The 21,386-nt window shown below is 50.3% G+C and carries 23 protein-coding genes; 14 read left to right on the top strand and 9 right to left on the bottom strand.

What is annotated here, in order from left to right:
* Position 1 precedes the first annotated feature (1 nt).
* The 6 genes from ACQ4MZ_RS21370 to ACQ4MZ_RS21345 all read left to right on the top strand — a co-directional run bounded on the left by ACQ4MZ_RS21370 (position 2) and on the right by ACQ4MZ_RS21345 (position 6,167).
* The gene (locus ACQ4MZ_RS21370; protein ID WP_430848282.1) at positions 2–1,012 is read left to right on the top strand and encodes an efflux RND transporter periplasmic adaptor subunit; all 1,011 of its coding nucleotides are present in this window, start codon (positions 2–4) and stop codon (positions 1,010–1,012) included.
* Between the two features lie 11 nt (positions 1,013–1,023).
* Positions 1,024–1,323, top strand: coding sequence for a DUF190 domain-containing protein (locus ACQ4MZ_RS21365; RefSeq protein ID WP_106598220.1), 300 nt, complete (start codon positions 1,024–1,026; stop codon positions 1,321–1,323).
* A 1-nt stretch (position 1,324) separates the two neighbouring features.
* Positions 1,325–4,468, top strand: a complete 3,144-nt coding sequence (locus tag ACQ4MZ_RS21360; RefSeq protein WP_430848280.1) for an efflux RND transporter permease subunit — start codon at positions 1,325–1,327, stop codon at positions 4,466–4,468.
* A 53-nt stretch (positions 4,469–4,521) separates the two neighbouring features.
* Positions 4,522–4,914 (top strand): DUF5618 family protein, encoded by a 393-nt coding sequence (locus ACQ4MZ_RS21355; RefSeq protein ID WP_430848278.1) that lies wholly within the window; start codon positions 4,522–4,524, stop codon positions 4,912–4,914.
* 41 nt (positions 4,915–4,955) lie between these two features.
* Positions 4,956–5,342, top strand: coding sequence for a DUF5618 family protein (locus ACQ4MZ_RS21350; protein WP_430848276.1), 387 nt, complete (start codon positions 4,956–4,958; stop codon positions 5,340–5,342).
* Positions 5,343–5,534: 192 nt separating this feature from the next.
* Positions 5,535–6,167: a hypothetical protein gene (locus ACQ4MZ_RS21345; RefSeq protein ID WP_430848274.1), complete on the top strand. Its 633-nt coding sequence runs from the start codon at positions 5,535–5,537 to the stop codon at positions 6,165–6,167.
* Here the strand turns inward: ACQ4MZ_RS21345 and ACQ4MZ_RS21340 are convergent, their stop codons facing one another.
* The 3 genes from ACQ4MZ_RS21340 to ACQ4MZ_RS21330 form a co-directional block, all read right to left on the bottom strand.
* The gene (locus ACQ4MZ_RS21340) at positions 6,168–6,851 is read right to left on the bottom strand and encodes an NAD-dependent epimerase/dehydratase family protein (RefSeq protein WP_430848272.1); all 684 of its coding nucleotides are present in this window, start codon (positions 6,849–6,851) and stop codon (positions 6,168–6,170) included.
* A 58-nt stretch (positions 6,852–6,909) separates the two neighbouring features.
* Complete coding sequence (locus ACQ4MZ_RS21335; protein WP_430848270.1) at positions 6,910–7,755, bottom strand: oxidoreductase; 846 nt, start codon at positions 7,753–7,755, stop codon at positions 6,910–6,912.
* 87 nt (positions 7,756–7,842) lie between these two features.
* Positions 7,843–8,745 carry a helix-turn-helix domain-containing protein gene (locus ACQ4MZ_RS21330; protein ID WP_430848268.1) on the bottom strand — a complete coding sequence of 301 codons (903 nt, stop codon included), beginning with the start codon at positions 8,743–8,745 and terminating at the stop codon, positions 7,843–7,845.
* Between the two features lie 256 nt (positions 8,746–9,001).
* Here ACQ4MZ_RS21330 and ACQ4MZ_RS21325 point away from each other — a divergent pair, with 256 nt between their 5' ends.
* A complete protein-coding gene (locus tag ACQ4MZ_RS21325) occupies positions 9,002–9,901 on the top strand; it encodes a class I SAM-dependent methyltransferase (protein WP_430848266.1) in 900 nt (299 codons plus the stop codon).
* A gap of 68 nt (positions 9,902–9,969) precedes the next feature.
* Here the strand turns inward: ACQ4MZ_RS21325 and ACQ4MZ_RS21320 are convergent, their stop codons facing one another.
* The 4 genes from ACQ4MZ_RS21320 to ACQ4MZ_RS21305 all read right to left on the bottom strand — a co-directional run bounded on the left by ACQ4MZ_RS21320 (position 9,970) and on the right by ACQ4MZ_RS21305 (position 11,807).
* Positions 9,970–10,224 carry a hypothetical protein gene (locus ACQ4MZ_RS21320; protein ID WP_223401421.1) on the bottom strand — a complete coding sequence of 85 codons (255 nt, stop codon included), beginning with the start codon at positions 10,222–10,224 and terminating at the stop codon, positions 9,970–9,972.
* Positions 10,221–10,409: a hypothetical protein gene (locus ACQ4MZ_RS21315; protein ID WP_430848264.1), complete on the bottom strand. Its 189-nt coding sequence runs from the start codon at positions 10,407–10,409 to the stop codon at positions 10,221–10,223. The genes ACQ4MZ_RS21320 and ACQ4MZ_RS21315 overlap by 4 nt, the downstream gene beginning before the upstream one ends.
* 97 nt (positions 10,410–10,506) lie before the next feature.
* Positions 10,507–11,163 (bottom strand): metal-dependent hydrolase, encoded by a 657-nt coding sequence (locus ACQ4MZ_RS21310; protein WP_430848262.1) that lies wholly within the window; start codon positions 11,161–11,163, stop codon positions 10,507–10,509.
* 74 nt (positions 11,164–11,237) lie between these two features.
* The gene (locus ACQ4MZ_RS21305; RefSeq protein WP_430848260.1) at positions 11,238–11,807 is read right to left on the bottom strand and encodes a Crp/Fnr family transcriptional regulator; all 570 of its coding nucleotides are present in this window, start codon (positions 11,805–11,807) and stop codon (positions 11,238–11,240) included.
* Between the two features lie 225 nt (positions 11,808–12,032).
* Between ACQ4MZ_RS21305 and ACQ4MZ_RS21300 the strand changes: the two genes are divergently transcribed.
* The 7 genes from ACQ4MZ_RS21300 (at position 12,033) to ACQ4MZ_RS21270 (ending at position 19,701) form a co-directional block, all read left to right on the top strand.
* The gene (locus ACQ4MZ_RS21300) at positions 12,033–14,468 is read left to right on the top strand and encodes an ABC transporter permease (RefSeq protein WP_430848258.1); all 2,436 of its coding nucleotides are present in this window, start codon (positions 12,033–12,035) and stop codon (positions 14,466–14,468) included.
* A gap of 108 nt (positions 14,469–14,576) precedes the next feature.
* Positions 14,577–15,707, top strand: a complete 1,131-nt coding sequence (locus ACQ4MZ_RS21295) for a hypothetical protein (protein ID WP_430848256.1) — start codon at positions 14,577–14,579, stop codon at positions 15,705–15,707.
* A 52-nt stretch (positions 15,708–15,759) separates the two neighbouring features.
* Positions 15,760–16,242 carry a PA2169 family four-helix-bundle protein gene (locus ACQ4MZ_RS21290; protein ID WP_430848254.1) on the top strand — a complete coding sequence of 161 codons (483 nt, stop codon included), beginning with the start codon at positions 15,760–15,762 and terminating at the stop codon, positions 16,240–16,242.
* Between the two features lie 394 nt (positions 16,243–16,636).
* Positions 16,637–17,161 (top strand): RNA polymerase sigma factor, encoded by a 525-nt coding sequence (locus tag ACQ4MZ_RS21285; RefSeq protein WP_430848594.1) that lies wholly within the window; start codon positions 16,637–16,639, stop codon positions 17,159–17,161.
* On the top strand, positions 17,148–17,987 hold the full coding sequence (locus ACQ4MZ_RS21280) for a HEAT repeat domain-containing protein (protein ID WP_430848252.1): 840 nt from the start codon (positions 17,148–17,150) through the stop codon (positions 17,985–17,987). Before ACQ4MZ_RS21285 ends, ACQ4MZ_RS21280 begins: the two co-directional genes overlap by 14 nt.
* Positions 17,988–18,008: 21 nt before the next feature.
* Complete coding sequence (locus tag ACQ4MZ_RS21275; protein WP_430848250.1) at positions 18,009–18,875, top strand: DUF4097 family beta strand repeat-containing protein; 867 nt, start codon at positions 18,009–18,011, stop codon at positions 18,873–18,875.
* A gap of 4 nt (positions 18,876–18,879) precedes the next feature.
* Entirely contained in the window at positions 18,880–19,701 is an 822-nt protein-coding gene (locus ACQ4MZ_RS21270; RefSeq protein ID WP_430848248.1) for a DUF4097 family beta strand repeat-containing protein, read from the top strand.
* 92 nt (positions 19,702–19,793) lie between these two features.
* Here ACQ4MZ_RS21270 and ACQ4MZ_RS21265 read toward each other — a convergent pair whose 3' ends face one another.
* Together ACQ4MZ_RS21265 and ACQ4MZ_RS21260 are read right to left on the bottom strand one after the other, a co-directional pair.
* The gene (locus ACQ4MZ_RS21265) at positions 19,794–20,228 is read right to left on the bottom strand and encodes a MarR family winged helix-turn-helix transcriptional regulator (protein ID WP_430848246.1); all 435 of its coding nucleotides are present in this window, start codon (positions 20,226–20,228) and stop codon (positions 19,794–19,796) included.
* 385 nt (positions 20,229–20,613) lie between these two features.
* Complete coding sequence (locus ACQ4MZ_RS21260) at positions 20,614–21,381, bottom strand: hypothetical protein (RefSeq protein WP_430848244.1); 768 nt, start codon at positions 21,379–21,381, stop codon at positions 20,614–20,616.
* Between the last annotated feature and the right edge of the window lie 5 nt (positions 21,382–21,386).

The following is a 21,386-nucleotide window of genomic DNA, read 5'->3' as shown; positions in this document are numbered from 1 at the left end:
CATGAAGAACATACTCGTTTGCACCTGCCTGGCCATGATATTAATGGCAGGTTGCAAGAACAAAGCCGCTAACAAGCCCGTACCGGACAATTCTTCGCCGGTGGTGAATGCCTCGGGTACCAAAATATCGTTTCCGCTGGCCGAAAGCGCGAATTTTTTCCAGACTGAAAAGATTTCCAGCTCCTCGCTCATGGCGAATGTGACCGCGCCGGCGAAAGTCTCCGCCACCGTCCTGCGCTCGAACGAGGGCGCTTCGGGCAACATCGTGTTGTTCGATAATCCTGAGCTTGCGGGTAACTATACCCAGCTTTTGCAGCATTTGACGATGATTAACCAGATCCAGAACATCAACATCCGTCAGCGTAAAACCGAGCTTTCCCGCATCAAGGATTTGCAGGAACACGGCGCCGCCACCGGTAAGGACCTGCTCGAATCGCAAACCGCGTTGTCGATGGAGGAAACCAGCCTCATCAACGAACGGGCAGCCATTATCGAGCACGAAACCAAGCTGAAAGCGGGCGGTTTCGAGCCGAAACAGCTCCGCACCGCGCCCGCAGGCACCGCGTACATCATATGCGACGTACCCGAGAGCGACATCAGTCAGGTGAAAAAAGGCGGCAAATGCACCATCCGCTTCACCGCGTTCCCGAACGAGGATTTCACCGGCACCATCGACGACATCGCCGACCTCGTGGACCAGACCACCCGGATGATCAAGCTGCGCGTGAACATCAACAACTCCAATGGCAAACTGAAAGCCGGGATGTTCGGAACAGTCGCTTTTGGTTTGAGTGAGGGCAAAAAGCTCAGTATCAATAAAGATGCATTGGTTACCGTGCAGGGCCGCAATTATGTTTTTCTGAAGACAGCTCCGCAGGTTTTCGAGCGTCGCGAGGTCAATATCGGCGATCAGATCGGCGACAGGATCGTCGCATTCAGCGGCCTGAAAGAAGGCGAAAATGTCGTGACAAAAGGCGTCATGCAACTCAAAGGTTTATCGTTCGGCTACTAACCCCTCCCGATATGCTTCAAGCCCAGATCTTCATCAGTGCCGATCACTGGAAGGACGAAATTCCGCTGTTTGAATACATTATGCAGTTTTTAGTCAAACAAAAAGTGCAGGGAGCGACCGTGTACCGTGGCCGCCTCGGCTTCGACGGTAAGCACCTGAGCCGCCCCAACGACCTGTTCAGTTTCGACGAAACGCCCATGGTCATTTCCTTCATAGATGAGGAAGAAAAAGTTAAATCCGCATTGACATTGCTTCGTAAAGAGGTGAAAAGCGGGTTTATAGTCACTAACCATGTAGACAAGTGGATTTAAAATGATCAAGAACCTGCTTTTTTTCAGCCTTCGCAACCGGTGGGTTGTAATCGCTGTGAGCGTAGTGCTGATGGGCGCCGGCTACTGGTGCTTTACACAGCTCAAAATAGAAGCTTACCCGGATATCGCCGATACCAATGTAATCGTAGTGGCCCAGTATCCCGGCCGCGCCGCCGAAGAAGTGGAACAACAGGTTACCGTTCCCATCGAAAGGGCCCTTCAAAACACGCCAAATGTGCTCGACAGGCGCAGCCGGACCATATTCGGGCTGTCGGTAGTCCAACTCACATTCAAGGACGGCACAGACGATTATTTCGCCCGTCAGCAAGTTACCGAACGGCTCGCTTCGGCTGAGCTGCCGGACGGCGTCGCACCGGAGCTTGCACCGCTTTCTACCGCGGTGGGTGAAATCCTGCGTTATGTGGTAGAAGCACCGCCCAGTTACAGCCCCACGCAGCTTCGTGATTTACAGGATTGGGTGATCAAACCTGCATTGCTCCAAGTACCCGGCATTGCCGATGTGACCACTTTCGGCGGCCCGTTGAAGCAATTCCACATCATTACTTCGCCTGAAAAGCTGGTGAAATACGGCCTGTCGATGCAAAATGTGATCGACGCGATCAACGCCAACAACCAGAATACCGGAGGTAATGTGATCGCTCGCGGCGGCCAGGGCTTTGCCATCCGCGGGCTCGGTGCCATTAAGAATGAGCAGGATATACAGAATATCGTTTTGAAATCGGACAATGGGGTGCCGGTATTTGTACGGGATGTCGCCACTGTCGAAATCACGCCTCCACCGCCCAGCGGCGTAATGGGCTACACCATAACGGCTGATAAAGTGGATGTTAGCAGCGGTGTGGAGGGTATTATCCTGCTCCGCCGCTACGAAAACCCGAGTGAAGTTTTGAAAGTATTAAAAGAACGGATCGCCGACCTCGAAGCCAGCGAACTGCCCGAAGGCGTGCATTTGAAACCCCTCTATGACCGCAGCTTCCTCATCGACCATTCACTGGAAACTGTGGCGCATACGCTGTTTGAGGGTATTTCAATCGTGGTAATCCTGCTGATCTTCTTCCTGGGCAGCATCCGCAGTGCATTGGTGGTCGCGCTTACCATTCCGTTCTCGCTACTGTTTGCGTTTATATTGATGCGTTTGACCGGCATTCCGGCAAACCTGCTTTCCCTGGGCGCGATCGACTTCGGTATTATCGTGGACGGTGCCTGCGTGATGGCCGAGCATTTGATCCGCAAATACCGGACGGCCAGCCCCGAAGAGAAGCAGCAGGGAATCGTCAAAATCACATTGCTGTCGGCGCAGGAAGTGGGCCGTGAGATCTTTTTCTCGGTGACGATCATTATCCTCGCGTACATGCCTATCCTGCTTATGACGCGCGTGGAAGGTAAACTCTTCTCTCCCATGGCATTGACGCTCGCATTCGCTGTAATCGGTTCTATGCTGGCCGCGCTGACGTTTATTCCCGTACTCATTTCATTTGCCTATAAAAAAGCATTGGCCGATCCTGAGAAGCCGATGAAAGAGCATAAAAACTTTGTACTGGATTTCCTTACAAAGTCGTATTCCAACGCGCTGAGTGGCTTTTTGAAAAATTATAAAGCCACAGTGCTGATCGGTTTCAGCATTGTGACCATACTGGTTTTATTCGGTATCAAACTGGGAACCGAGTTTTTGCCAACACTCGATGAGGGCTCGATATTCCTCCGCGGTAACTTTCCGGCAGGCATTACCATCCAGGAAAATGCCAGTTACGCGCCAAAAATTCGGAAGATCATTGCCAAATATCCGCAAATATCGTTCGTCATCACACAAACGGGCCGCAACGACGACGGTACCGACCCATTCCCTGCTAACCGGAACGAAATCCTCGTCGGATTGAAGGACTACGACCTTTGGAGCCACACCATTACCAAAAAGGAACTGGTGGAAAAGATCAAAGCCGACCTCCAAGCACAGCTTCCTGCCGTTGCATTCTCTTCCGGCCAGCCGATTATCGACCAGGTAATGGAGATCGTGACCGGTAGCGCGGCCGATTTGGCAGTGTCCGTGGTGGGCGACGATTTGAATATGATGCGCAAAAAGGCGGAAGCCATTGCCAAAATCGTGAAAGCTAACCCTGGTGCTGACAACGTCAATATCGAACAGGAAGGTCCTCAGGAACAGCTGGCTATTAATATCAACCGGCAGGCGGCAGCCCGCTTCGGGATCAATGTGGCCGATATTCAGAACATGATTGAAGCGGCCATCGGCGGCAAAACCATTTCGACGCTTTATGACGGCACCAAACGATACGATATCGTGATCCGCTTTCTGCCCAAATACCGCAACTCGATCGACGCGATCAAGAGCGTGCAAGTGCCCTCGCTCACGGGCGCGCTCATACCTATGAGCCAGCTGGCCGATATCCATTTCATTGAAGGCCAGACGAATATCTATCGTTATGGCAGCAAACGAATGGTCACCGTCCGCACCAACATTCGCGGTCGCGACCAGGGAGGTTTTGTAAAGGAGTTGCAGCGTAAGCTCAATGCACAAGTTCACGTACCAAAGGGTTACAGCATCATTTATGGTGGCCAGTACGAAAACCTCGAACGCGCCGGTAAGCAGCTGGCATTCACCATTCCGCTCACCATTGTGATGGTCTTCCTGTTCCTCTTTATGCTTTTCAAAAACCTTCCGCACACGATGGTGACGATGAGCTGCATCCTTTTTGCACTGGGCGGCGGCATTGTCGCCTTGCTGATCCGCGGGTACTACTTCAATGTTTCAGCCGGGGTGGGCTTTGTGAGCATATTCGGTATTTCCGTGATGGCCGGCGTGTTGCTCGTATCCGCATTGAACCGGACCGCCCAGGCGCACGAAAACGACCTTGCAGACCACGTGCTCGAAGCATCTTCCGAACAGCTCCGGGCCATGCTGTCCATTCTGGTGGTAGCGATTATCGGTCTGGTACCGGCCGCTATTTCGTCTGGCATCGGCTCCGACGTTCAACGGCCGCTTGCGACGGTAATCATTGGCGGCTTGACCAGCACATTGCTCTTCGCGCCAATCCTCATCCCACCGCTGTATCTGTGGAGCGAAAAACGCCGTAAACCGCAGAAACCGAGGGAGGTTTTGGAATTGTAATAGGGTATTGAAAGATGTATTTTTGTTTTAACTGAAACTAAAAACACATCACTATGGCAAACAAAAACCCTGTTCTCGAAGCAAAGCGCTATGTAGACAATGCACGTACTATTTTGAGAGAAAAGGCCCTTAAGGAAGATGATCTGTATATCGACCGCAAGTATGTCAAACTGGCCGGGCACGCGGCTTATACAGGTGTACTCATGGCACTTGACGGCTTTTTTGGTATCAAAACAAAGAAATGGAAGGACGTTAGCTGGTATAAGGAGCAGTTAGCTTCGGTTGACAAAAAAGTACTTAACAACTTTGTGAGTGCGTATGAATTGCTGCATCTATATATGAGCTATGATGGCGCCCGAGAAGCAGGCATTGCGCAACTCGGCCTCAAACGCGCCGATGAAATCATCCAGTGGGTAGAGCAACGAACTGCCCCGCCTGCTAATTAATCAGTTACCGACAGATAAGTAACATTTTAAAACACATCACTATGACAGACAAAAACCCTGTTCTTGAAGCTAAACGCTATGTTGAAAACGCGCGGACTATTTTAAGGGATAAGGCCAGCAAAGAAAATGATCTGTACACTGATCGGAAATATGTGAAACTAGCTGGGCATGCTGCTTACACCGGTATACTCGTGGCGCTCGACGGCTTTTTGGGAATCAAAAACAAAAAACGGAAGGACGTTAACTGGTATAAAGAGCAGCTAGCCTCAATTGACAAAAAAGTGCTGAGCAACTTCGTGAATGCTTACGAACTCCTTCATTTATATATGGGCTATGACGGCACACAAGATGTTGTTGTTGCCCGACGAGGACTCGAACGCGCCGACGAAATCATCCAGTGGGTAGAGCAACGAACTACCACTTGCTAATTAGTTGACTGCCGATAAAAAAGTGAAGCCGGATCCAGCGATGGGTCCGGCTTCGTTATTCTACATGCTCAGTATTTACGCCTTATAATAATTATCCCGTGGATAAAACGGCTGTTTTTAATTAAATTTCCTAAGTCGTATGTCCTAAGCGGAACACGGCATACTCAACTATACACTTTAAACTATCCTGCAATGAAGCAAACACTCCACCTCCTCTCCGCATTGTTCCTTGCAGGCTCTGCTGCTGCGCAGGCGCCGAATTCCATTCCGGGCGAGTACCATTTACGGGGCGTAATGGAAACCGCCTCCGCGCTCCTTCTTAAACCCGACAGCACCTTCGAGCTCTACTTCTCCTTTGGTGCAATGGACCGCCGGGGAAACGGGAAATGGCAGTTTCAGGAGGGAAGAATCATTCTCAACAGTCGCCCGAGGCCGGAACGCGATTTCGCGCTGGTGACGAGTAAAACCGCCTCCGACGAGTTCACTACGATCAAAATTGTCGATAGCAACGCGCAGATCCTGCCTTTTTTCGAAACACTTATCAAGACCACAGGAGGCGAAAAGTACGGTAAAATGAACCAGGAAGGCATGTTTCAGATACCGAAGACCAAAACGACCGGCATCGACCTCTTTTTCTCATTGGCGCCTGAACGTTACACTTCATTTCCGGTGGAGTCGGACGACAACTATTTCGAGTTCCGTATTGAACCCTGGATCATCGAGATTTTCGTGGAAAATATCGTCCTTAAACCAGAAAAAAACGGTTTAATAGGCGAACATCCGCTCCTGAAAGGCGATGCATTCTCGTACGAGAAAATGAAATGATCAGACGTACTGCCTATCTCCTACGAGGTTAATATCCTTTACTTCGAGGATATTTTTGTCGTAGCCGTACTTCGTCACATTGATCATCGCTCTTGCGACCTGTGTAAGCGTAGAAACCCAGTTTGGAAAAATCGCTTTCACGATGGGATACATCCAACCGATATATTTGTACAAGCTTAGCAGGTTTTTCTGTCCTTCTGTTGCCTTCATAAACCCCGGACGAAAAGCAAACACCTGATCAAAAGGAAGTTTGCGTAAATCATTCTCGGTTTTGCCCTTCACCCTTGCCCACATGGTGCTGCCCTGTTCGGTGCTGTCGGTACCGGCTCCCGAAACATAGCAGAAGGTCATATCCGGGTTCAGACGACTGAGTACCCCCGCAAAGTGCATCGTAAGGTCGTAGGTTACGCGCTTATAGTCAGGCTCTTTCATTCCAACCGATGATACGCCCAGGCAAAAATAGCAGGCATTGTAGCCCTTCAACTGATCCTCGATGAGGGAAATGTCGTAGAAATCCTTGTGTACGATCTCTTTGAGCTTCGGATGGCTCATTTCAAGCGGCCGCCGGTTGATAGTGAGTACAGATTCGACGTCTGGATTTTCCAGACATTCCAGCAGTACCCCCTCACCCACCATACCTGTCGCCCCGGTGACGACTGCCCTTATTTTTCCTTCAACGGCCATAGTTTGTTTTGGTTTGAAATGCTGTCAATGCCGCAAGATAAGGATATTTTAAAGTCAGTTAAACGTCGAAATTTGTCGAAACAGACACTGATTTCCATTTTTCCAGCTCACCTGAGAACGCAGCTATCTTGCTTTGCGCCAGACCGAATGCATCCTCGCCCAGGATAAGGTGTAACGGAGGATTGACCTCGCCTGCGATGCGAATCATAGCCTCAGCAGCTTTGACAGGATCGCCGGGCTGCTGTCCGTTGATCTGCTGCTGGTGCAATGCCTCCGAATCACGCACGTTCTGATATGCGGCGATCCTGTTTTTAGGAGTCACAAATGAACCTGCGGTAAGAAAGTCGGTACGGAAATAACCCGGCTCGACAATCGTCACTTTCACGCCGAAATCCGCCACTTCCGCCGCCAGTGATTCCGATAGGCCATTAACCGCAAATTTCGTAGCGCAATAAATCCCGAAGCCCGGAAATGCTCCTGTAATACCGGCGATCGACGAAATGTTGAGAATATGCCCTGCCCCCTGCGCACGCAAATGCGGCATCACCGCACGGATCACATTCAATGTCCCAAAGACGTTCACATCAAAATTGCCCCGCGATTCAGCATCCGACAGCTCTTCCAGACTGCCGGCCAGGCCGTACCCTGCATTGTTGACGACCACGTCTATACGGCCGAATGCCGCCAGTGTATCGGCAATCGCCTTGCCGACGCTCTGCTCGTCTGTTAATGAAACGCTGAGCGGCAAAAACTGCGCTTCTGTACTTCCCACTGCGGTTTTCAGCTCATCGATGGAGCGCGACGTAGCAGCTACTGCGAAGCCATTAGCCAATAATTTTTGCACGAGTGCCAATCCCAGCCCTTTGGAGGCGCCGGTAACAAACCATACTTTTCTGTTTTCCATTGTTTTTTGTTGATTGTTTTAATATGACAAAAGTACAATGGCCGCGGCACCGGGGCATTGCGCGGTTCAAACAGATACTTGCAAAATTCAAACAACCCGGAATGCAGATGGGGTAAAACTGGTCTGCTTCTTGAAAAAATTGTTGAAATGTGACGGTTCTTCGAAGCCTAGACAGTAGCTGATCTCCGAAATGTTCCAGTTGGTATGCCGCAAAAGTGCTTTTGCTTCGGAGGTAAGGCGTTCGGCGATGTGCGTCGTTGTCGTTTTGCCGGTTGTTTCGCGGATGGCGCGGTTCAAGTGATTGACGTGCACAGAGAGTTGCTCCGCGAAATCGTGCGCAGAACGCAACGTAAACCGCTGCGACGGCGCTTCGATCGGGAACTGGCGTTCGAGCAATTCCGTGAATACGGCGGTAATCCGCGAGTTTGCATTGGGGTGCTGGTATAATGCTTCGCTGGGCTGCATTTTCAGAGCGTAATGTGCCAGTTCGGTCACGTAATTCCTCAGCAGGTCGTACTTAAACGGATAGTCCGACGCGATTTCATCGAGCATTTTCTCGAAAATCTGACTGACATGGGCATCCTGAAGGTCGTTGAGAATGTAGGATGGCTTTCCACCCACGGCAAACATGGGCAAATCCGCTACGTTACCGCGCAGTTTTTCGGAGAAAAAACCCTCCTTGAAAATACAGAAATACCCCGTCACCGTGTCACAAGCCGCTTCCCAGGTATAAGGTACCGTCGGATTGAAAAACATCAGTGCGGTTCCGTCGAGTTCGAGACTTTTGTCGGCGTAATGATAAAGGTTTTTACCCCGTATCAGAGCAATCTTGTAGAAATCCCTGCGGCTGTACCGCGCAGGCGTAGGGTTAGCAAGTAAATTTTCGCCCATTGGGAACACATTGAAATGCCCGATATCCTGCTGCAAATTCTCCGGCAGCCAGTTGAATTTGTATTGATAGAATTCTTCGAGTGATTCCGGTTTTTCCATGCGGCAAAGTTACGAAAATCAAATAGCAATAAATAGGTCTAACCGATGGTCATGAATATTCGACCCTTTGCTCATTTCGCCCACAGAATTACGCCGGATCGTCCAGGTCTATGATATATTTGGAAGGTTTAGTTGCGCTTATCGACAGGCGGCTAGCCGTTTTAACTAAAAGACACACCCTATGAACACACTAAGTCCTACCCTTACGGAACAAATTCGAAGTGGAATAATGACCTGTCCACTTTGCTTGTCTACTTTGAAAATCGAGGACGAAAACATTTACTGTACCGGCTCGTCATGCCTTCATTCAACTGAGAGAATACCATTAATTCAAAAAAAGATCCCCATTCTCGTCAATTTCGACCAGACCATTCTGAGCAAAGAGTCGCTACTTGCCACCGGGGGGGAGAGCTTGATCCCACGCAGCGGCAACAAATATGACGCTATCAAGAGAATTTTCTGGGGCGGCGACGGCAAAACGAAGCGGAACCTCGCGCAGTTCCTGGAAAGTGTCCCTAAATATCCGGACAAAAAATCGACCGCGCTGATTATCGGCGGCGGGGCCGTCGGGAACGGTGCTGCGGGAATGTACGATGCGAAAGACATTAATGTGCTCTCATTCGATATCTATGCATCTCCTAATACCGATTTCATTGCCGATGGCCACTCCCTGCCCATAGCTGATAACAGTATCGACGGTATCTGGATCCAGGCGGTTCTCGAACATGTGATGTACCCCCAACGTGTAGTAGCGGAAATCCACCGCGTGCTTAAACCCGGCGGTATCGTTTACGCCGAAACGCCGTTCCAGCAGCATGTGCACGAAGGCCCTTACGACTTCACCCGCTTCACCGAAAGCGGTCACCGTCTGCTGTTCAAGGATTTCAAATTACTGGATTCGGGCTTTCTGACCGGCATCGGCACCGTACTGCTCTGGAATGTGCGGTATGCTGCCTGGGGACTTACACGCAGCAAAAAAGCAGCTATTGTTATTGCGATGGCATTTGGCTGGATCCGATTTTTCGACCATCTCGTGCCCGATTCATTTAATGTAGATACCGCGAGCGGGGTGTATTTCCTTGGCAGAAAGGACCCGAACCACAAGTTCAGCGACAAGGATATTGTAGCACATTACAAAGGGTTTCAGAGGAAGTGATTTTTTGACCGCCGACCATAGCAAATCGTCTATGCTCGGCGGTTGACCGTTCCGATTGATGTAAGGAGTTACTTCTTCGCCTCTGCAAGCTCTTCTTCATTCAGCTTCCTCAGTTCCTCAATCAACTCCTTCGCCTCGTTAATCACTTCCCAAAGTTCCTTTTTTATTTCATCCCAAAAGGGTTCCATTGAAGCTCTGTCTTCATCCGAAACCGAATCATACCATTTGTAAAATTCGGTTTTGATGGCGGGTATGCTGGCGCGATCGGCCGCTATCAGCTGCAACCGATACTCATTAAGGCGACGCCTGAATTCTGCTTTCATGAGTGCTTATTAAGAAGTTCTAACATCATTTTTAACATATTTCTCAGCTTGATCGCTTCATTGGTGTACGCCTCAAATTCAGCGTCGCTTAATTGATCGTTGGAACCAAGCAAAACATTTTCGATATGTTTCAAACGCGCATTAGCTTGTTCAGCCAGCTTTTCCCGCCTGGTTTTTCTCGCCATTGTATAGTGTGTAAAACTTAAAATTAGGCTTTCCGGGAAGAAAACTCAACTGAGAAAGAGTAATTTCCACCACCAATGATCCTGCGGCGAACAAACCTCATTTCCAGGCTCTATTCCGGTCCGTCAGATAAGCCAGCCCCAGCACAATCACCTGCAAAACCACAAATGACCCGAGCAATGCAGGAATAGAATCCTCCGGCGGCGGGCCGAACATATTGAAGATTTCGGCTATAACGAAAAAGGCGATCAGTGAGAACAGGCCCCATTTGCCCTTACCGTTGATAGCGCGGGTGTTTTTGATGTAAATCCAGACGCCCGCAATAAAGATGATGGACTCCGTTAAAACGGTCAGCGATAATGAGTTCCACATGCCCAGTCCGAATTTTTCAGTACCAAAAGGCGTCAGCGGAAGGTCCGGAACGTGTACCACGAGGTCGAGGAACCAGTGACTGAGGACTGCCAGACCGACGACGACGGCACTCCGCAGATCTTTTTGGAATAACCAATAAATGCCCCCGCAAATAAGCCCCCACACGATGCCCATTACGAGGCTGTGCGTATAGGGATAATGCACGAACTCAAATGGAGTCACTTCCGTGAACCCAGGACGGATCTTAACCTTCTCTACATCCAGCATAAGCAGGAACGGCCAGAGAATATCGACAAACTCGACGGCGACGAAGAGCGCCAGAAGCGAAACTTTGGGAGCGACTTTCTTTGCTCCAAATGCTAAACCATAATGACCTAGAAACATATACAAGTAGTTGATTAATGACCCTGCAAAGGTATAGGGGCCATTTTCGAACACACTTGACCTAGATCAAGAAATCAGTTGAGCTGCTTCCGGCGGATACGGCTGATGGTCTCAGGAGTCATGCCGAGCATCGAGGCAATGTATTGCAGAGGTACCTGCGTGAAAATATCGCGGTGGCTTTCGAAAAGCAGGTTGTAGCGCTGCTCTGCGGTCATGGACAGAAAAGAAAACACGCGGTCTTCGAGGGTAGTGAAGCAATGGGCGATAAAGAGCTTCTCGGTAACCGGCCATTTGGAGATGTAGTCACCGAGGCGGTCATAATCCTCTTTTTCGATGGTGTAGACGGCGGTGTCAGCAAGCGCCTGAATGTTCCAGCGGGCGGGAGTCGCAAACACGAGGCTTGCCAGATCGGTCACGAAATAGCCCTGCGTGCAAATCCATTGGGTCACCTCCCTGTCCTCCAAATCCACGTAAACACGCAGTAAACCCGATTTGATAAAGCTTAGTCTATTGCAAAGTTTCCCGGTTTTCAGGTAGTAGTCGCCTTTTTTCAGTATTTCGGGTTTGAAAAATGACGAGACTTTAACCAGCTCGGTCTGGTCGAAATCGAAATAGGTTTGCAGGTATTGTTCAAGATCCGTCATAATGCGCTTAAATCGATCGTAAATGTAGCAAAGAACAGCCTCCGAGCACGGTCGTTATCGTACAAAAGTGTCCGAATACGAACGGGCTATTTCTTTGACACAAACCCAAGCAGTTGTAAAACAACAAATTATATTTTTGGCATATATTTTATACAATGTACTATGCAATACAATGTACCGTCTATTAGCCATGAAAATTGAACTTTAAGAAACGCCTTCATTTCTATGTTAAAAAATTATTTCAAAATCGCCTGGCGAAACCTTGTCCGCAACCGGGTTTTCTCCGCCATCAATATCGCCGGGCTGGCTATCGGCCTTGCTTCCTGCATGCTGATCAGCCTGTATGTGATCGATGAGCTGAGTTTTGACCGCTTCCATGAAAAATCCAACCGCATTGTTCGCACTACATTTAAAGGCACGATGCAGGGTGGGATTATTAACGAGTCGCACGTAATGCCTCCCACTGCGGCCGCATTGAAGGCCGATTATCCCGAAGTGCTCGAATCCACAAGGCTCCGGCAAGGGGGAAAGCCGTTGGTGCTGCTTAACAATAAGCTTTACAGCGATGAAAAGCTGGCCTTTGTCGATTCCAATTTCTTTTCAGTGTTCACATTGCCCTTCATTGCAGGAAATCCCCAAAACGCATTGCTCGAACCTAATACTCTTGTTTTGTCCGAAACTGCCGCCCGAAAATACTTCGGAAAAACGGACGCGGTAGGCAAAATCATCACTTTCAAAGATTGGAATAAAACCCTCCGCGTAACGGGCGTAATGAAGGATATTCCCTCTAATTCGCATTTCCGGTTCGATTTGCTGGGTTCAATGGCTTCTGTAGACGAGGCAAAAGCAAATTCCTGGATGACTTCCGAATTCTTTACCTACCTGGTTTTGCCGGAAGGTTACGACTACAAAAACCTGGAAGCGAAACTGCCTGCTACGGTCGATAAGTACATGAGCCCGCAGCTCAAACAATCGATGGGCGTGACGACAGCCGAATTCCGTAAGCAGGGTAACAACCTGGAACTTCGCCTGCAACCACTGACAGACATCCATTTACATTCCGATTTTCAATATGACCTTGATGCACATGGCGACATTACGTACATCTACATTTTCGGAGCGGTGGCCGTGATGATGCTTCTCATTGCCTGCATCAATTTCATGAACCTTTCCACTGCCGGCTCATCCAAGCGCGCACGTGAAGTTGGCGTACGAAAAGTGATGGGCTCCGAAAAAAGCGAGCTGGTGGGTCAGTTTCTCACCGAATCTATTTTGCTGACATCGCTCGCATTGGTACTGGCCATTCTGCTAAGTATTATCGCGCTACCTGTTTTCAACGATTTATCGGGTAAAAATCTTTCGCTGAAATGGGATGCCATTCCGGGTTTGATTCCTGCATTGATCGGTATCGGCCTCTTCGTCGGCATATTTGCAGGCAGTTACCCGGCGTTTTTCCTGTCGTCGTTCAAACCTATCACCGTGCTGAAAGGCGGCTCATCCGTGATCAAGTTGTCATCTTCGGGCAAAAGCTTCAATCTCCGGAGCGGATTGGTTGTATTTCAATTCTTTATGTCGATTATCCTCATTGTCGGTACGACAGTGGTTTTCCAGCAATTGCAGTTTATCCGTAACAAAAAGCTGGGTTATAACAAAGATCAGGTGATCGTAATCCCCACCTGGTCGCTGGGCAAGAACACGGAAGCATTCCGCGAGGGACTCGTGCACGATTCACGGATTGAGAACGTCAGTCTGTCAGGCTATGTACCGGCCGGGCCTTCCGACAATAACAATTTCACTGTGAACCCTGATGGCAATACCGACCGGATGGTGAAAACGCTCCGTTACGAGGTTGATTACAATTACCTCGCCACATTGGGCATGGAAATGGCCCGCGGCCGCAATTTTTCGAAGGAATATGGTACGGACTCAACCGGCATTATCATCAACGAAACGGCCGCCAGGACCTTCGGCTGGACGCCGGAAAATGCGTTGGACCGGATCATTACCCGCAGCGACAACCAGGGAAATAAAGCAACCTACCATGTCATCGGTGTCGTTAAAGACTTTCATTTCCGGTCTATGCACGAGCGGATCGGCCCGCTTGTGATGACATTGAACAACGGCTGGGGCTGGATGATGGTTAAAACCCGCAGCGCTGAGGTCTCCGGGCTACTCGCTTCGATGAAAAAGAGCTGGGATGGTTTCCATTCCGATATGCCATTCAGCTACACATTCCTCGATGAGCGTTTCAACGAAACTTATAAGGCTGAGCAAAAAACCGGCCAGATACTGGGCACATTTGCAGGACTCACCATTTTTGTAGCCTGCCTTGGCCTGTTCGGACTGGCCACTTTCACGGCCGATCAACGCACAAAGGAAATAGGCGTACGAAAAGTACTCGGCGCGTCGGTAGCGGGCATTATCGCATTACTTTCTAAGGATTTCCTCAAACTGGTGATTATCGCATTGCTCATCGCTACGCCTGCGGCGTGGTGGCTTATGGACCGTTGGTTGCAGGAATTTGCCTATAAAATTGACGTTACCTGGTGGATGTTCGCATTGGCCGGGGCCCTGTCGGTGCTCGTCGCATTGTGCACGATTTCCTACCAGTCGATTAAAGCGGCATTGATGAATCCTGTTGAATCCCTCCGTTCGGAGTAGCCGATGGATCGAAATAAACTATTTGAATAATAAATAGTTATTACATTAGAACCCGGGTCCTGTGCAGGTTTGCACCTGGCCCGGGTTTAATCCAACCATTGATCGCGAATGGAAGCTACGATCCGCTGCAAAATTACCCGGCATATTCACGTTTTCCAGCCCGGCAATATCGTTGAGGTACGGCGGCGCATTCTGGAAAAATCTGAAAACCAACCGGAATCGGGGTACTTCGTTCCGGATATCGGCGATGGTATGCCGGGAATAATCCCCCTCGACGCCGCGGAGCCACTGACTGGTCACACACCAACCGAAGATGCATATTACGGCAAATGCGTGTTGACGAACGTCTCGAATTTGTGGGCGGACAATGCGGAAAAAACAGGTGAGGGCCGGGCAGGCAGCATCAAGCCGGTAAATGTGCGGGTCGTGCATTATCCCGACTGCCAGCAACTCGTATTTCACATGCCCCAATACGCCTGGGATGCGGGAACTTTCCGTCTTACGAATGCCTGCTCGCAGGAAGTGATCGAAGAAAGGCCCGTGCGGGAATGCCTCAATGGCGGAACCATGATTTTAACCAACACGCTACCCTATCCCCCGGGCTTCTACACCATTGAGGCCGGTTGGCCCGACGGCTGGACACACCGCATTCAGTTCATCAAGTTCACGGAAGGCTTTCCCAAAGCACCTTACGGAAAAGCGCCGGCCAACATCTTCCACGCCATTCGCAATGAGGAGGTGCACTTGCTTCCGCTGCCGGAAGAGCATCCTGCCGCGGAAAATACATCATACGGCACCAGAATCCCCGAATATCTCGCCGACCGCGAGGACGGCTATGCTTCGCCAGCGTGCAGCCTGCACATGGTGTACGACCGCGACGACCAGCGCTCGCGCGACTACAATGGCTTTGAAACGGATCGCGGTATTGATGTGGATAAATTTAAAAACGAAATCATGAGCCGCTTTTTCCCAAGGCTGGAATATACTCAGGACGGCCGCGGTGGGAGCATTTACTATATCGAGGGCGCAACCAAAATACAGTTTGGCTGGGAATTCGGCGGAGGCAATGCCGTCGTCATTTTATTTATTCCTGAAACAAAATACTGGGAGGCGCAAACCGGGACTCCACTTTTGCGCCGCGACGACATTCTACGATTCCTCAGCGAACAAGTAATCCGCGACCAGGCGCCCGGCTGTACATACAAGATCTACGACAACTCGATCAGTATCCTGCGCTAAGTCTGTGGAATGGTTATTGATGCAAATGCGCATCATCAAACCAACAACCACAATGGTAGAAAATTCAGAAACGATCGAAATCCTGAACGATCTGGTCCTTATCAACAACGACCGGATCGCCGGGTATGAAAAAGCGGAGGCCGAAGCGGGCGAACTCGAAAACGACCTCAGAGCCATGTTTCATAAACTTGCCGAGGAAAGCCGGGCCAATGCGCTCGACCTGAAATCAAACGTAACACGCGTTGGAGGGGAGCCGGCAACGGGAACAATGCTTTCGGGCAAATTGTACCGCGTGTGGATGGATATCCGGGCCACATTCACCGCGGATAACCGCCGGGCCGTCCTCGAAAACGCAGAAATGGGCGAAGACGCAGCGAAAAAGGCTTACGAAGAAGCATTAAAATCCGACGACCTTCCCGCCGATGTCCGCCAGCTGATCCTCAGCCAGTACACCGCCATCCAGGCCGCCCACGAAGCCATTAAAGCCGAACGCGACCGCCAACGCGACGTTTCGAAATATCCGCTCACGACGTAGGTCGGACTCTGGCTAAAGCCGGACTGGTGCACGCCTGACCCGAGGCTGAAGCCTCGGGTTAAGTCTAACGCTCCTCCCAACCCAGGTCTTTAGACTTGGATTCCACAAAGACCCCGACAAGTCAGCAGCCATACAGTCGGGACGCCTCCATGATCACTCAACCCACAACCCAAGTCTTCAGACTTGGGACCGCAACACCATAGTACCGCACAACGCTCCGCACGGGCTCTAGCCCAAGCCTCCTGCACTCCACTTCCCCGCCTCCCAGCTACTGAAAAAATATTTTTAATTTTTTTCCTAAATTCCTGTAACCTTTCTCATTCTTCCGAGTTACCACATCAAAATCACGAAAACAAAGCGCAGAGCCTTGAATACCCTAACCGACAACTCGCTGATGCTCCGGGTCAAAACCGGGGACCTGGATAAGATGGGCTTGCTCTTCGAACGGTATAACCGGCCGTTGTTCGGATTTTTTTACCACATGACGCACAAGGCCGACCTCAGCGAGGACCTCGTCCAGAATGTGTTTTACCGGATGCTCAAATACCGGCACACGTTTACCGGCGAGGGTGAGTTCCGCACGTGGATGTACCACCTGGCGAGGAATGTCCTCAACGACTCCGTGAAGCAGAACAGGTCGTTCAATTTTTACGACGTGAACGAGGTAGCCGACCGGCTCGAAGGCGGGATGCGCGCCGATGAAAGCCTGGAACGACAACAGGAAAATGCCGTTCTGCACGAAGCATTGGGCGCATTAAGCCCGGAATACCGCGAGGTGCTAATATTAAGCAGGTTCCAGGAAATGAAATACGACGAGATCGCCAAGGTGTTGAACATCAACGAAGGAACAGTGAAAGTGCGGGTCCACAGGGCATTGGGAGAATTGAAGAAAAGGTTTTTTACAAATGAAAGACGATAAGGAAATGAACTGCGAATATACGAGAGGCAAACTGACCGAATGGCTCAATAACAACCTCGAAAAAAGCGAGCAAATGGAGGTTAACCGGCATCTGGCCGAATGCGTGAGGTGCCAGGAAGAGTTCGCCGCCGATAAGCAGATCTGGGACAGTATGGCAAAAATCAGGATTCCCGAACCGAAGGAGGCCATGCGTACCAATTTTTACGCGATGCTCGACGAGTTCAAAGAGGCGGAAAAAGCGGCGGCCCGGTTCTCGTTCCAGAGCATGATGGAAAGTATCCGCGGGTTCGTAATGCCCCAATGGACGGTGCAAGTCGGATTCAGCCTGCTGCTGGTGGGATTAGGCTGGGTAATCGGCAACCGGACGAGCCGCAGCAAGGTCGACGCCGTCGCCTATCAGCAACGGATTGAGACGCTGGCAAGCCAGGTGCAGGACATGAAAAGCACAATGATGCTGTCGCTGCTCGAAAACCCTTCGGCCACTGAGCGGCTTCGGGCGGTGGGGTACACCAGTGAGATTACGCACGCGGACGATCGCATCTTAGAGGCGCTATTTGCCACCTTGAACAACGATCCTAACGTCAATGTGCGGCTCGTCACGCTCGAAGCGCTCACGCAATATGCAGGCGATGCGTCCGTGCGGGAAGGATTGGTTAAATCCCTCGCATTGCAGGATTCGCCGATGGTACAGGTGGCCCTGGCCGATGTGATGGTCAAATTGCAGGAAAAACGTTCGGTGAAGGCATTGAAAACATTGCTGCAAAAAGAAGACCTGAACGACCTCGTGAAAGTGAAGATCCAACAGACAATCAAAGACCTTTCATAAACCTTAAATCAACTATTAGCCATGAAGTATTTTGTAATCCCCCTGCTGGCGGGAGCAGTGCTCTGCTGTACCCAGGCCCCGGCGCAAAAGCTGGAACACAAAGAGCATGTCAGCAAGGAATTTACCATAAGCACTGGCCAGGCAGCCAAAAATGTGCTGGCTATTTACAACATCAACGGGTTCATCAAAGTGGAAGGATACAATGGTGATAAAGTAGTCCTCGAAATCGACAAAAAGATCCGCGCCAAAACGCAGGATTATTTAGACCAGGGCAAAGCCGAGTTTAAACTCGAAATTGAACAAGACGCCGACAGCATTATTGCCTACATTGCCAATCCTTTTGATTCGCGGCCAAACCATAGCCGCCGCAACTGGGACGGGCCAAAAATCCATTACGATTTTGAACTGGATTTTACCGTAAAAGTCCCCTACTCGCTCAATTTGCACGTTTCGACGGTGAATGGCGGCGATATTAATGTGAACGACGTCACCGGCTCGCTCGGTATCCGCAATGTCAACGGAGCCATCAAAGTCGTGAACGCAAAAGGCGCTGCAACCATGCACACGATCAATGGTAATGTCGAAGTCAATTACGCTGCCCTCCCTTCCGGCGAGTCCGACTTCAAAACACTCAATGGCGACGTCAAGATCAGCTACCCCGCCGCGCTGGCTGTCGACTGCCAGTTCAAAACCTTTAACGGCGACTTCTACACCGATTTCCCCAACGTCGAAAGGCTACCGGTGAGGGTGGTGAAAAACGCGGAGAACCGCGAAAACAAAACAGTCTACAAGCTCAGTACGGAAACGTTTATCCGCATCGGCAGCGGAGGCCCCACCTACAAATTCGAAACATTCAATGGCAATATCTATCTCAAAAAACAATCGTAGCAAAATGAAGACCCCGCGCATTTTAGCCCTCGCAGCGTTCACAGCATTTACCGTACTTTCGGCACCATTGCTGGCCCAGGGCGATTTGAAAGAACAACTGACGATCCCCCTGAGCGATCCGGCCAAGCCCGGCTCGCTGAAAGTGCACCTCATCACGGGCTCAATCCGCGTGACAGGATACAGCGGCAACCAGGTGGTGATCGATGCAACTACGAAGGAGAAGGCCGAAAAACCGAAGGAAGTCGACGGTATGAAGCGCATTTCCAAAAACGGCGGCCTCGACATTTCAGCGACTGAAGAAAACAATGTCGTGAACATAAGCTCGAAGCTTTTCAACACCAAAATGGAATTGGTGATCAAGGTCCCGGCGAAGTTCGCGCTGAATGTAGGCACAATCAATGACGGCGACATTCTGATCGAAAACGTGGACGGCGAAATGGAAATCACCAACGTGAATGGAGACATCCGCCTTACCAATGTATCGGGCTCGGCTGTAGCCAATACGGTAAACGGCCTGCTGAAAGCAAACTTCAAAACCGTCTCCGCTAAATCGCCGATGGCCTTCTCCACACTGAATGGCAATGTCGACATTACTCTGCCTCCTACGGCTAAGTTCGACATCAAGGCTAAATCCGATCGGGGCGAAATTTACAGCGACTTCGATGTGGACGTCGACAAAGCCGTGCAGCAAGCGACCAGGACTTCCAAGGATGGTATGTACAAGGTCAGCATCGAAGACTGGGTAAAAGGCAAAGTCAACGGTGGCGGCAGCGAGATCATGATGAAGAACATGAACGGAAATATCTACGTCAGGAAAGCGAAATAGCATTTCATGGCCCTTGTATCACGCCTCTGATAGATCGTCTGTCAGAGGCGTTTTTTTGAGGGGTATTTTTAAAAGCTTTCCATACACTCCGGCTATTCGAAGGTACCGCCTAGCTCGGTGAGCACTCGCTGCAACTCATCCAGCTTTTTGGATTTTACCGGGGTCATAATCTGCTCCGTCGTAGCCTCCGCAGTGGTGATGGCTTCGAGGTAAATCTTCTTTCCGGCGTTGGCAAGCTTCACGTACGACACGCGCGCATCACGGCTGTTCGCCTCCCTTTTTACGTATCCCAGCTTCTCCAACGGCGACAGCACTCGCGTGATACCAGAGGCCGTCAATCCCACCTTTTCGGCCACATCCGTACGCCGCAATTTCTCGTCCTGCGCATTCGCCAGATGGTGTAAAATCATGAATTCATTCAGGCTGATACCGTGGTTTTGAAGCCTCGCATCGAAGCGTTTCGCCGTGATTGTCTGCACGATGGCAAGGTTTAAAAACAGTTTCAGTTCCAGTGAAATGGTTGACATAAAGTTGAAATATATTTGATTTATAGTTGACAGATATTTGATTAATCAAGTATTATGCAATAATAAACACGACGTAGTATTCTGGCAAACAATTGGTTGATTATTTAAATATTTACAAAGAGGGAATTTACATCTACCTAGATGCCAAACAGGTGCGGGCAACATCATTGCTAACCGAGCCATTGTTGTCGCGTACATACCGCACACCACAGAATGCGGGGAGAACTTGATGTGCTACCAAACACACCACCCAATCATCACACACGACCACACATGAGCCTACCTGATCACACATGACAATCCATGACAACACTTGACCACACCCGACAATAAAAAAGCCCGCGACACAAGGTGCCACGGGCCAAAGCTCCTGATAAAGACTGGTTTAATTAGCTCTTGCCAGCTGCACTTCCAGGCGAATGTCTACATTGCGGTCGTTGCCGTTGTAACGCGAGTTATACCCGCCGGTACCAATGCCTACTCCCATACCACCGCCCATTCCGATACCGCCGCCCAGACCAATACCGATACGCGGACTAAAACCCGAGTTCGACGACGATTGCCCGTCGACCTTAATGCTCATTCCCATCATGCCGGTCTCGCGCGCATTCACATTCATGAGTGCGAAAGGAATCGCGATTTGCTCGGTCAGTTCGCCGTCGCGGTCCATCGCGATGTGCGATTTAATGCTGCCATCCGGACGCACGAGATCGATCAAATGCTGCCCGTCACGGTCTTTCCAAACGGCTTCCTTATTGTACGAATCCAAGAGTAGTCCGAGTCCTAGGCTATTGGGCAAATCAGTTTCGACCCGGCGCAATGCCTTGCGGTCCTCTTTCATTACTACCGGGAAAGTGAGCGCGTAGGCTTCTTTCTTCTGCCCTTCGGGACTGAAAGCGATTTTCAGGCCGCTGCTCAATATGTTCTGGATCGTATTGGGGTCCTTTGTTTTGAGCGTGATATACACGTACTGGTCGTCGTTGATGATTCCGTATCTGAGGCGCGACCGCTGATCCTGCTGGTCGGGTTTGATTTCATCCACATAAGAGAACGGCGCGTTCCATTTGGATGCATAAGGCATCGTTTTGGAAGAACTGCAACCGCCCAGGGCTATTAACAGCAGCAATGACCAACTGTTTCTGATCGTTTTCATTGGTT

The organism is Dyadobacter sp. BHUBP1 (genome assembly GCF_050587785.1).
GTDB lineage: Bacteria > Bacteroidota > Bacteroidia > Cytophagales > Spirosomataceae > Dyadobacter.
The sequence above is the reverse complement of the archived record's forward strand: the minus strand, read 5'-3'. Positions and strand labels throughout refer to the sequence as shown.

What these genes read in the sequence shown, in the direction of transcription:
- ACQ4MZ_RS21370 (WP_430848282.1), top strand. Translation starts at nt 2, where the DNA reads ATGAAGAACATACTCGTTTGCACCTGCCTGGCCATGATATTAATGGCA.
- ACQ4MZ_RS21365 (WP_106598220.1), top strand. Translation starts at nt 1,024, where the DNA reads ATGCTTCAAGCCCAGATCTTCATCAGTGCCGATCACTGGAAGGACGAA.
- ACQ4MZ_RS21360 (WP_430848280.1), top strand. Translation starts at nt 1,325, where the DNA reads ATGATCAAGAACCTGCTTTTTTTCAGCCTTCGCAACCGGTGGGTTGTA.
- ACQ4MZ_RS21355 (WP_430848278.1), top strand. Translation starts at nt 4,522, where the DNA reads ATGGCAAACAAAAACCCTGTTCTCGAAGCAAAGCGCTATGTAGACAAT.
- ACQ4MZ_RS21350 (WP_430848276.1), top strand. Translation starts at nt 4,956, where the DNA reads ATGACAGACAAAAACCCTGTTCTTGAAGCTAAACGCTATGTTGAAAAC.
- ACQ4MZ_RS21345 (WP_430848274.1), top strand. Translation starts at nt 5,535, where the DNA reads ATGAAGCAAACACTCCACCTCCTCTCCGCATTGTTCCTTGCAGGCTCT.
- ACQ4MZ_RS21340 (WP_430848272.1), bottom strand. Translation starts at nt 6,851, where the DNA reads ATGGCCGTTGAAGGAAAAATAAGGGCAGTCGTCACCGGGGCGACAGGT.
- ACQ4MZ_RS21335 (WP_430848270.1), bottom strand. Translation starts at nt 7,755, where the DNA reads ATGGAAAACAGAAAAGTATGGTTTGTTACCGGCGCCTCCAAAGGGCTG.
- ACQ4MZ_RS21330 (WP_430848268.1), bottom strand. Translation starts at nt 8,745, where the DNA reads ATGGAAAAACCGGAATCACTCGAAGAATTCTATCAATACAAATTCAAC.
- ACQ4MZ_RS21320 (WP_223401421.1), bottom strand. Translation starts at nt 10,224, where the DNA reads ATGAAAGCAGAATTCAGGCGTCGCCTTAATGAGTATCGGTTGCAGCTG.
- ACQ4MZ_RS21315 (WP_430848264.1), bottom strand. Translation starts at nt 10,409, where the DNA reads ATGGCGAGAAAAACCAGGCGGGAAAAGCTGGCTGAACAAGCTAATGCG.
- ACQ4MZ_RS21310 (WP_430848262.1), bottom strand. Translation starts at nt 11,163, where the DNA reads ATGTTTCTAGGTCATTATGGTTTAGCATTTGGAGCAAAGAAAGTCGCT.
- ACQ4MZ_RS21305 (WP_430848260.1), bottom strand. Translation starts at nt 11,807, where the DNA reads ATGACGGATCTTGAACAATACCTGCAAACCTATTTCGATTTCGACCAG.
- ACQ4MZ_RS21300 (WP_430848258.1), top strand. Translation starts at nt 12,033, where the DNA reads ATGTTAAAAAATTATTTCAAAATCGCCTGGCGAAACCTTGTCCGCAAC.
- ACQ4MZ_RS21295 (WP_430848256.1), top strand. Translation starts at nt 14,577, where the DNA reads ATGGAAGCTACGATCCGCTGCAAAATTACCCGGCATATTCACGTTTTC.
- ACQ4MZ_RS21290 (WP_430848254.1), top strand. Translation starts at nt 15,760, where the DNA reads ATGGTAGAAAATTCAGAAACGATCGAAATCCTGAACGATCTGGTCCTT.
- ACQ4MZ_RS21285 (WP_430848594.1), top strand. Translation starts at nt 16,637, where the DNA reads ATGCTCCGGGTCAAAACCGGGGACCTGGATAAGATGGGCTTGCTCTTC.
- ACQ4MZ_RS21280 (WP_430848252.1), top strand. Translation starts at nt 17,148, where the DNA reads ATGAAAGACGATAAGGAAATGAACTGCGAATATACGAGAGGCAAACTG.
- ACQ4MZ_RS21275 (WP_430848250.1), top strand. Translation starts at nt 18,009, where the DNA reads ATGAAGTATTTTGTAATCCCCCTGCTGGCGGGAGCAGTGCTCTGCTGT.
- ACQ4MZ_RS21270 (WP_430848248.1), top strand. Translation starts at nt 18,880, where the DNA reads ATGAAGACCCCGCGCATTTTAGCCCTCGCAGCGTTCACAGCATTTACC.
- ACQ4MZ_RS21265 (WP_430848246.1), bottom strand. Translation starts at nt 20,228, where the DNA reads ATGTCAACCATTTCACTGGAACTGAAACTGTTTTTAAACCTTGCCATC.
- ACQ4MZ_RS21260 (WP_430848244.1), bottom strand. Translation starts at nt 21,381, where the DNA reads ATGAAAACGATCAGAAACAGTTGGTCATTGCTGCTGTTAATAGCCCTG.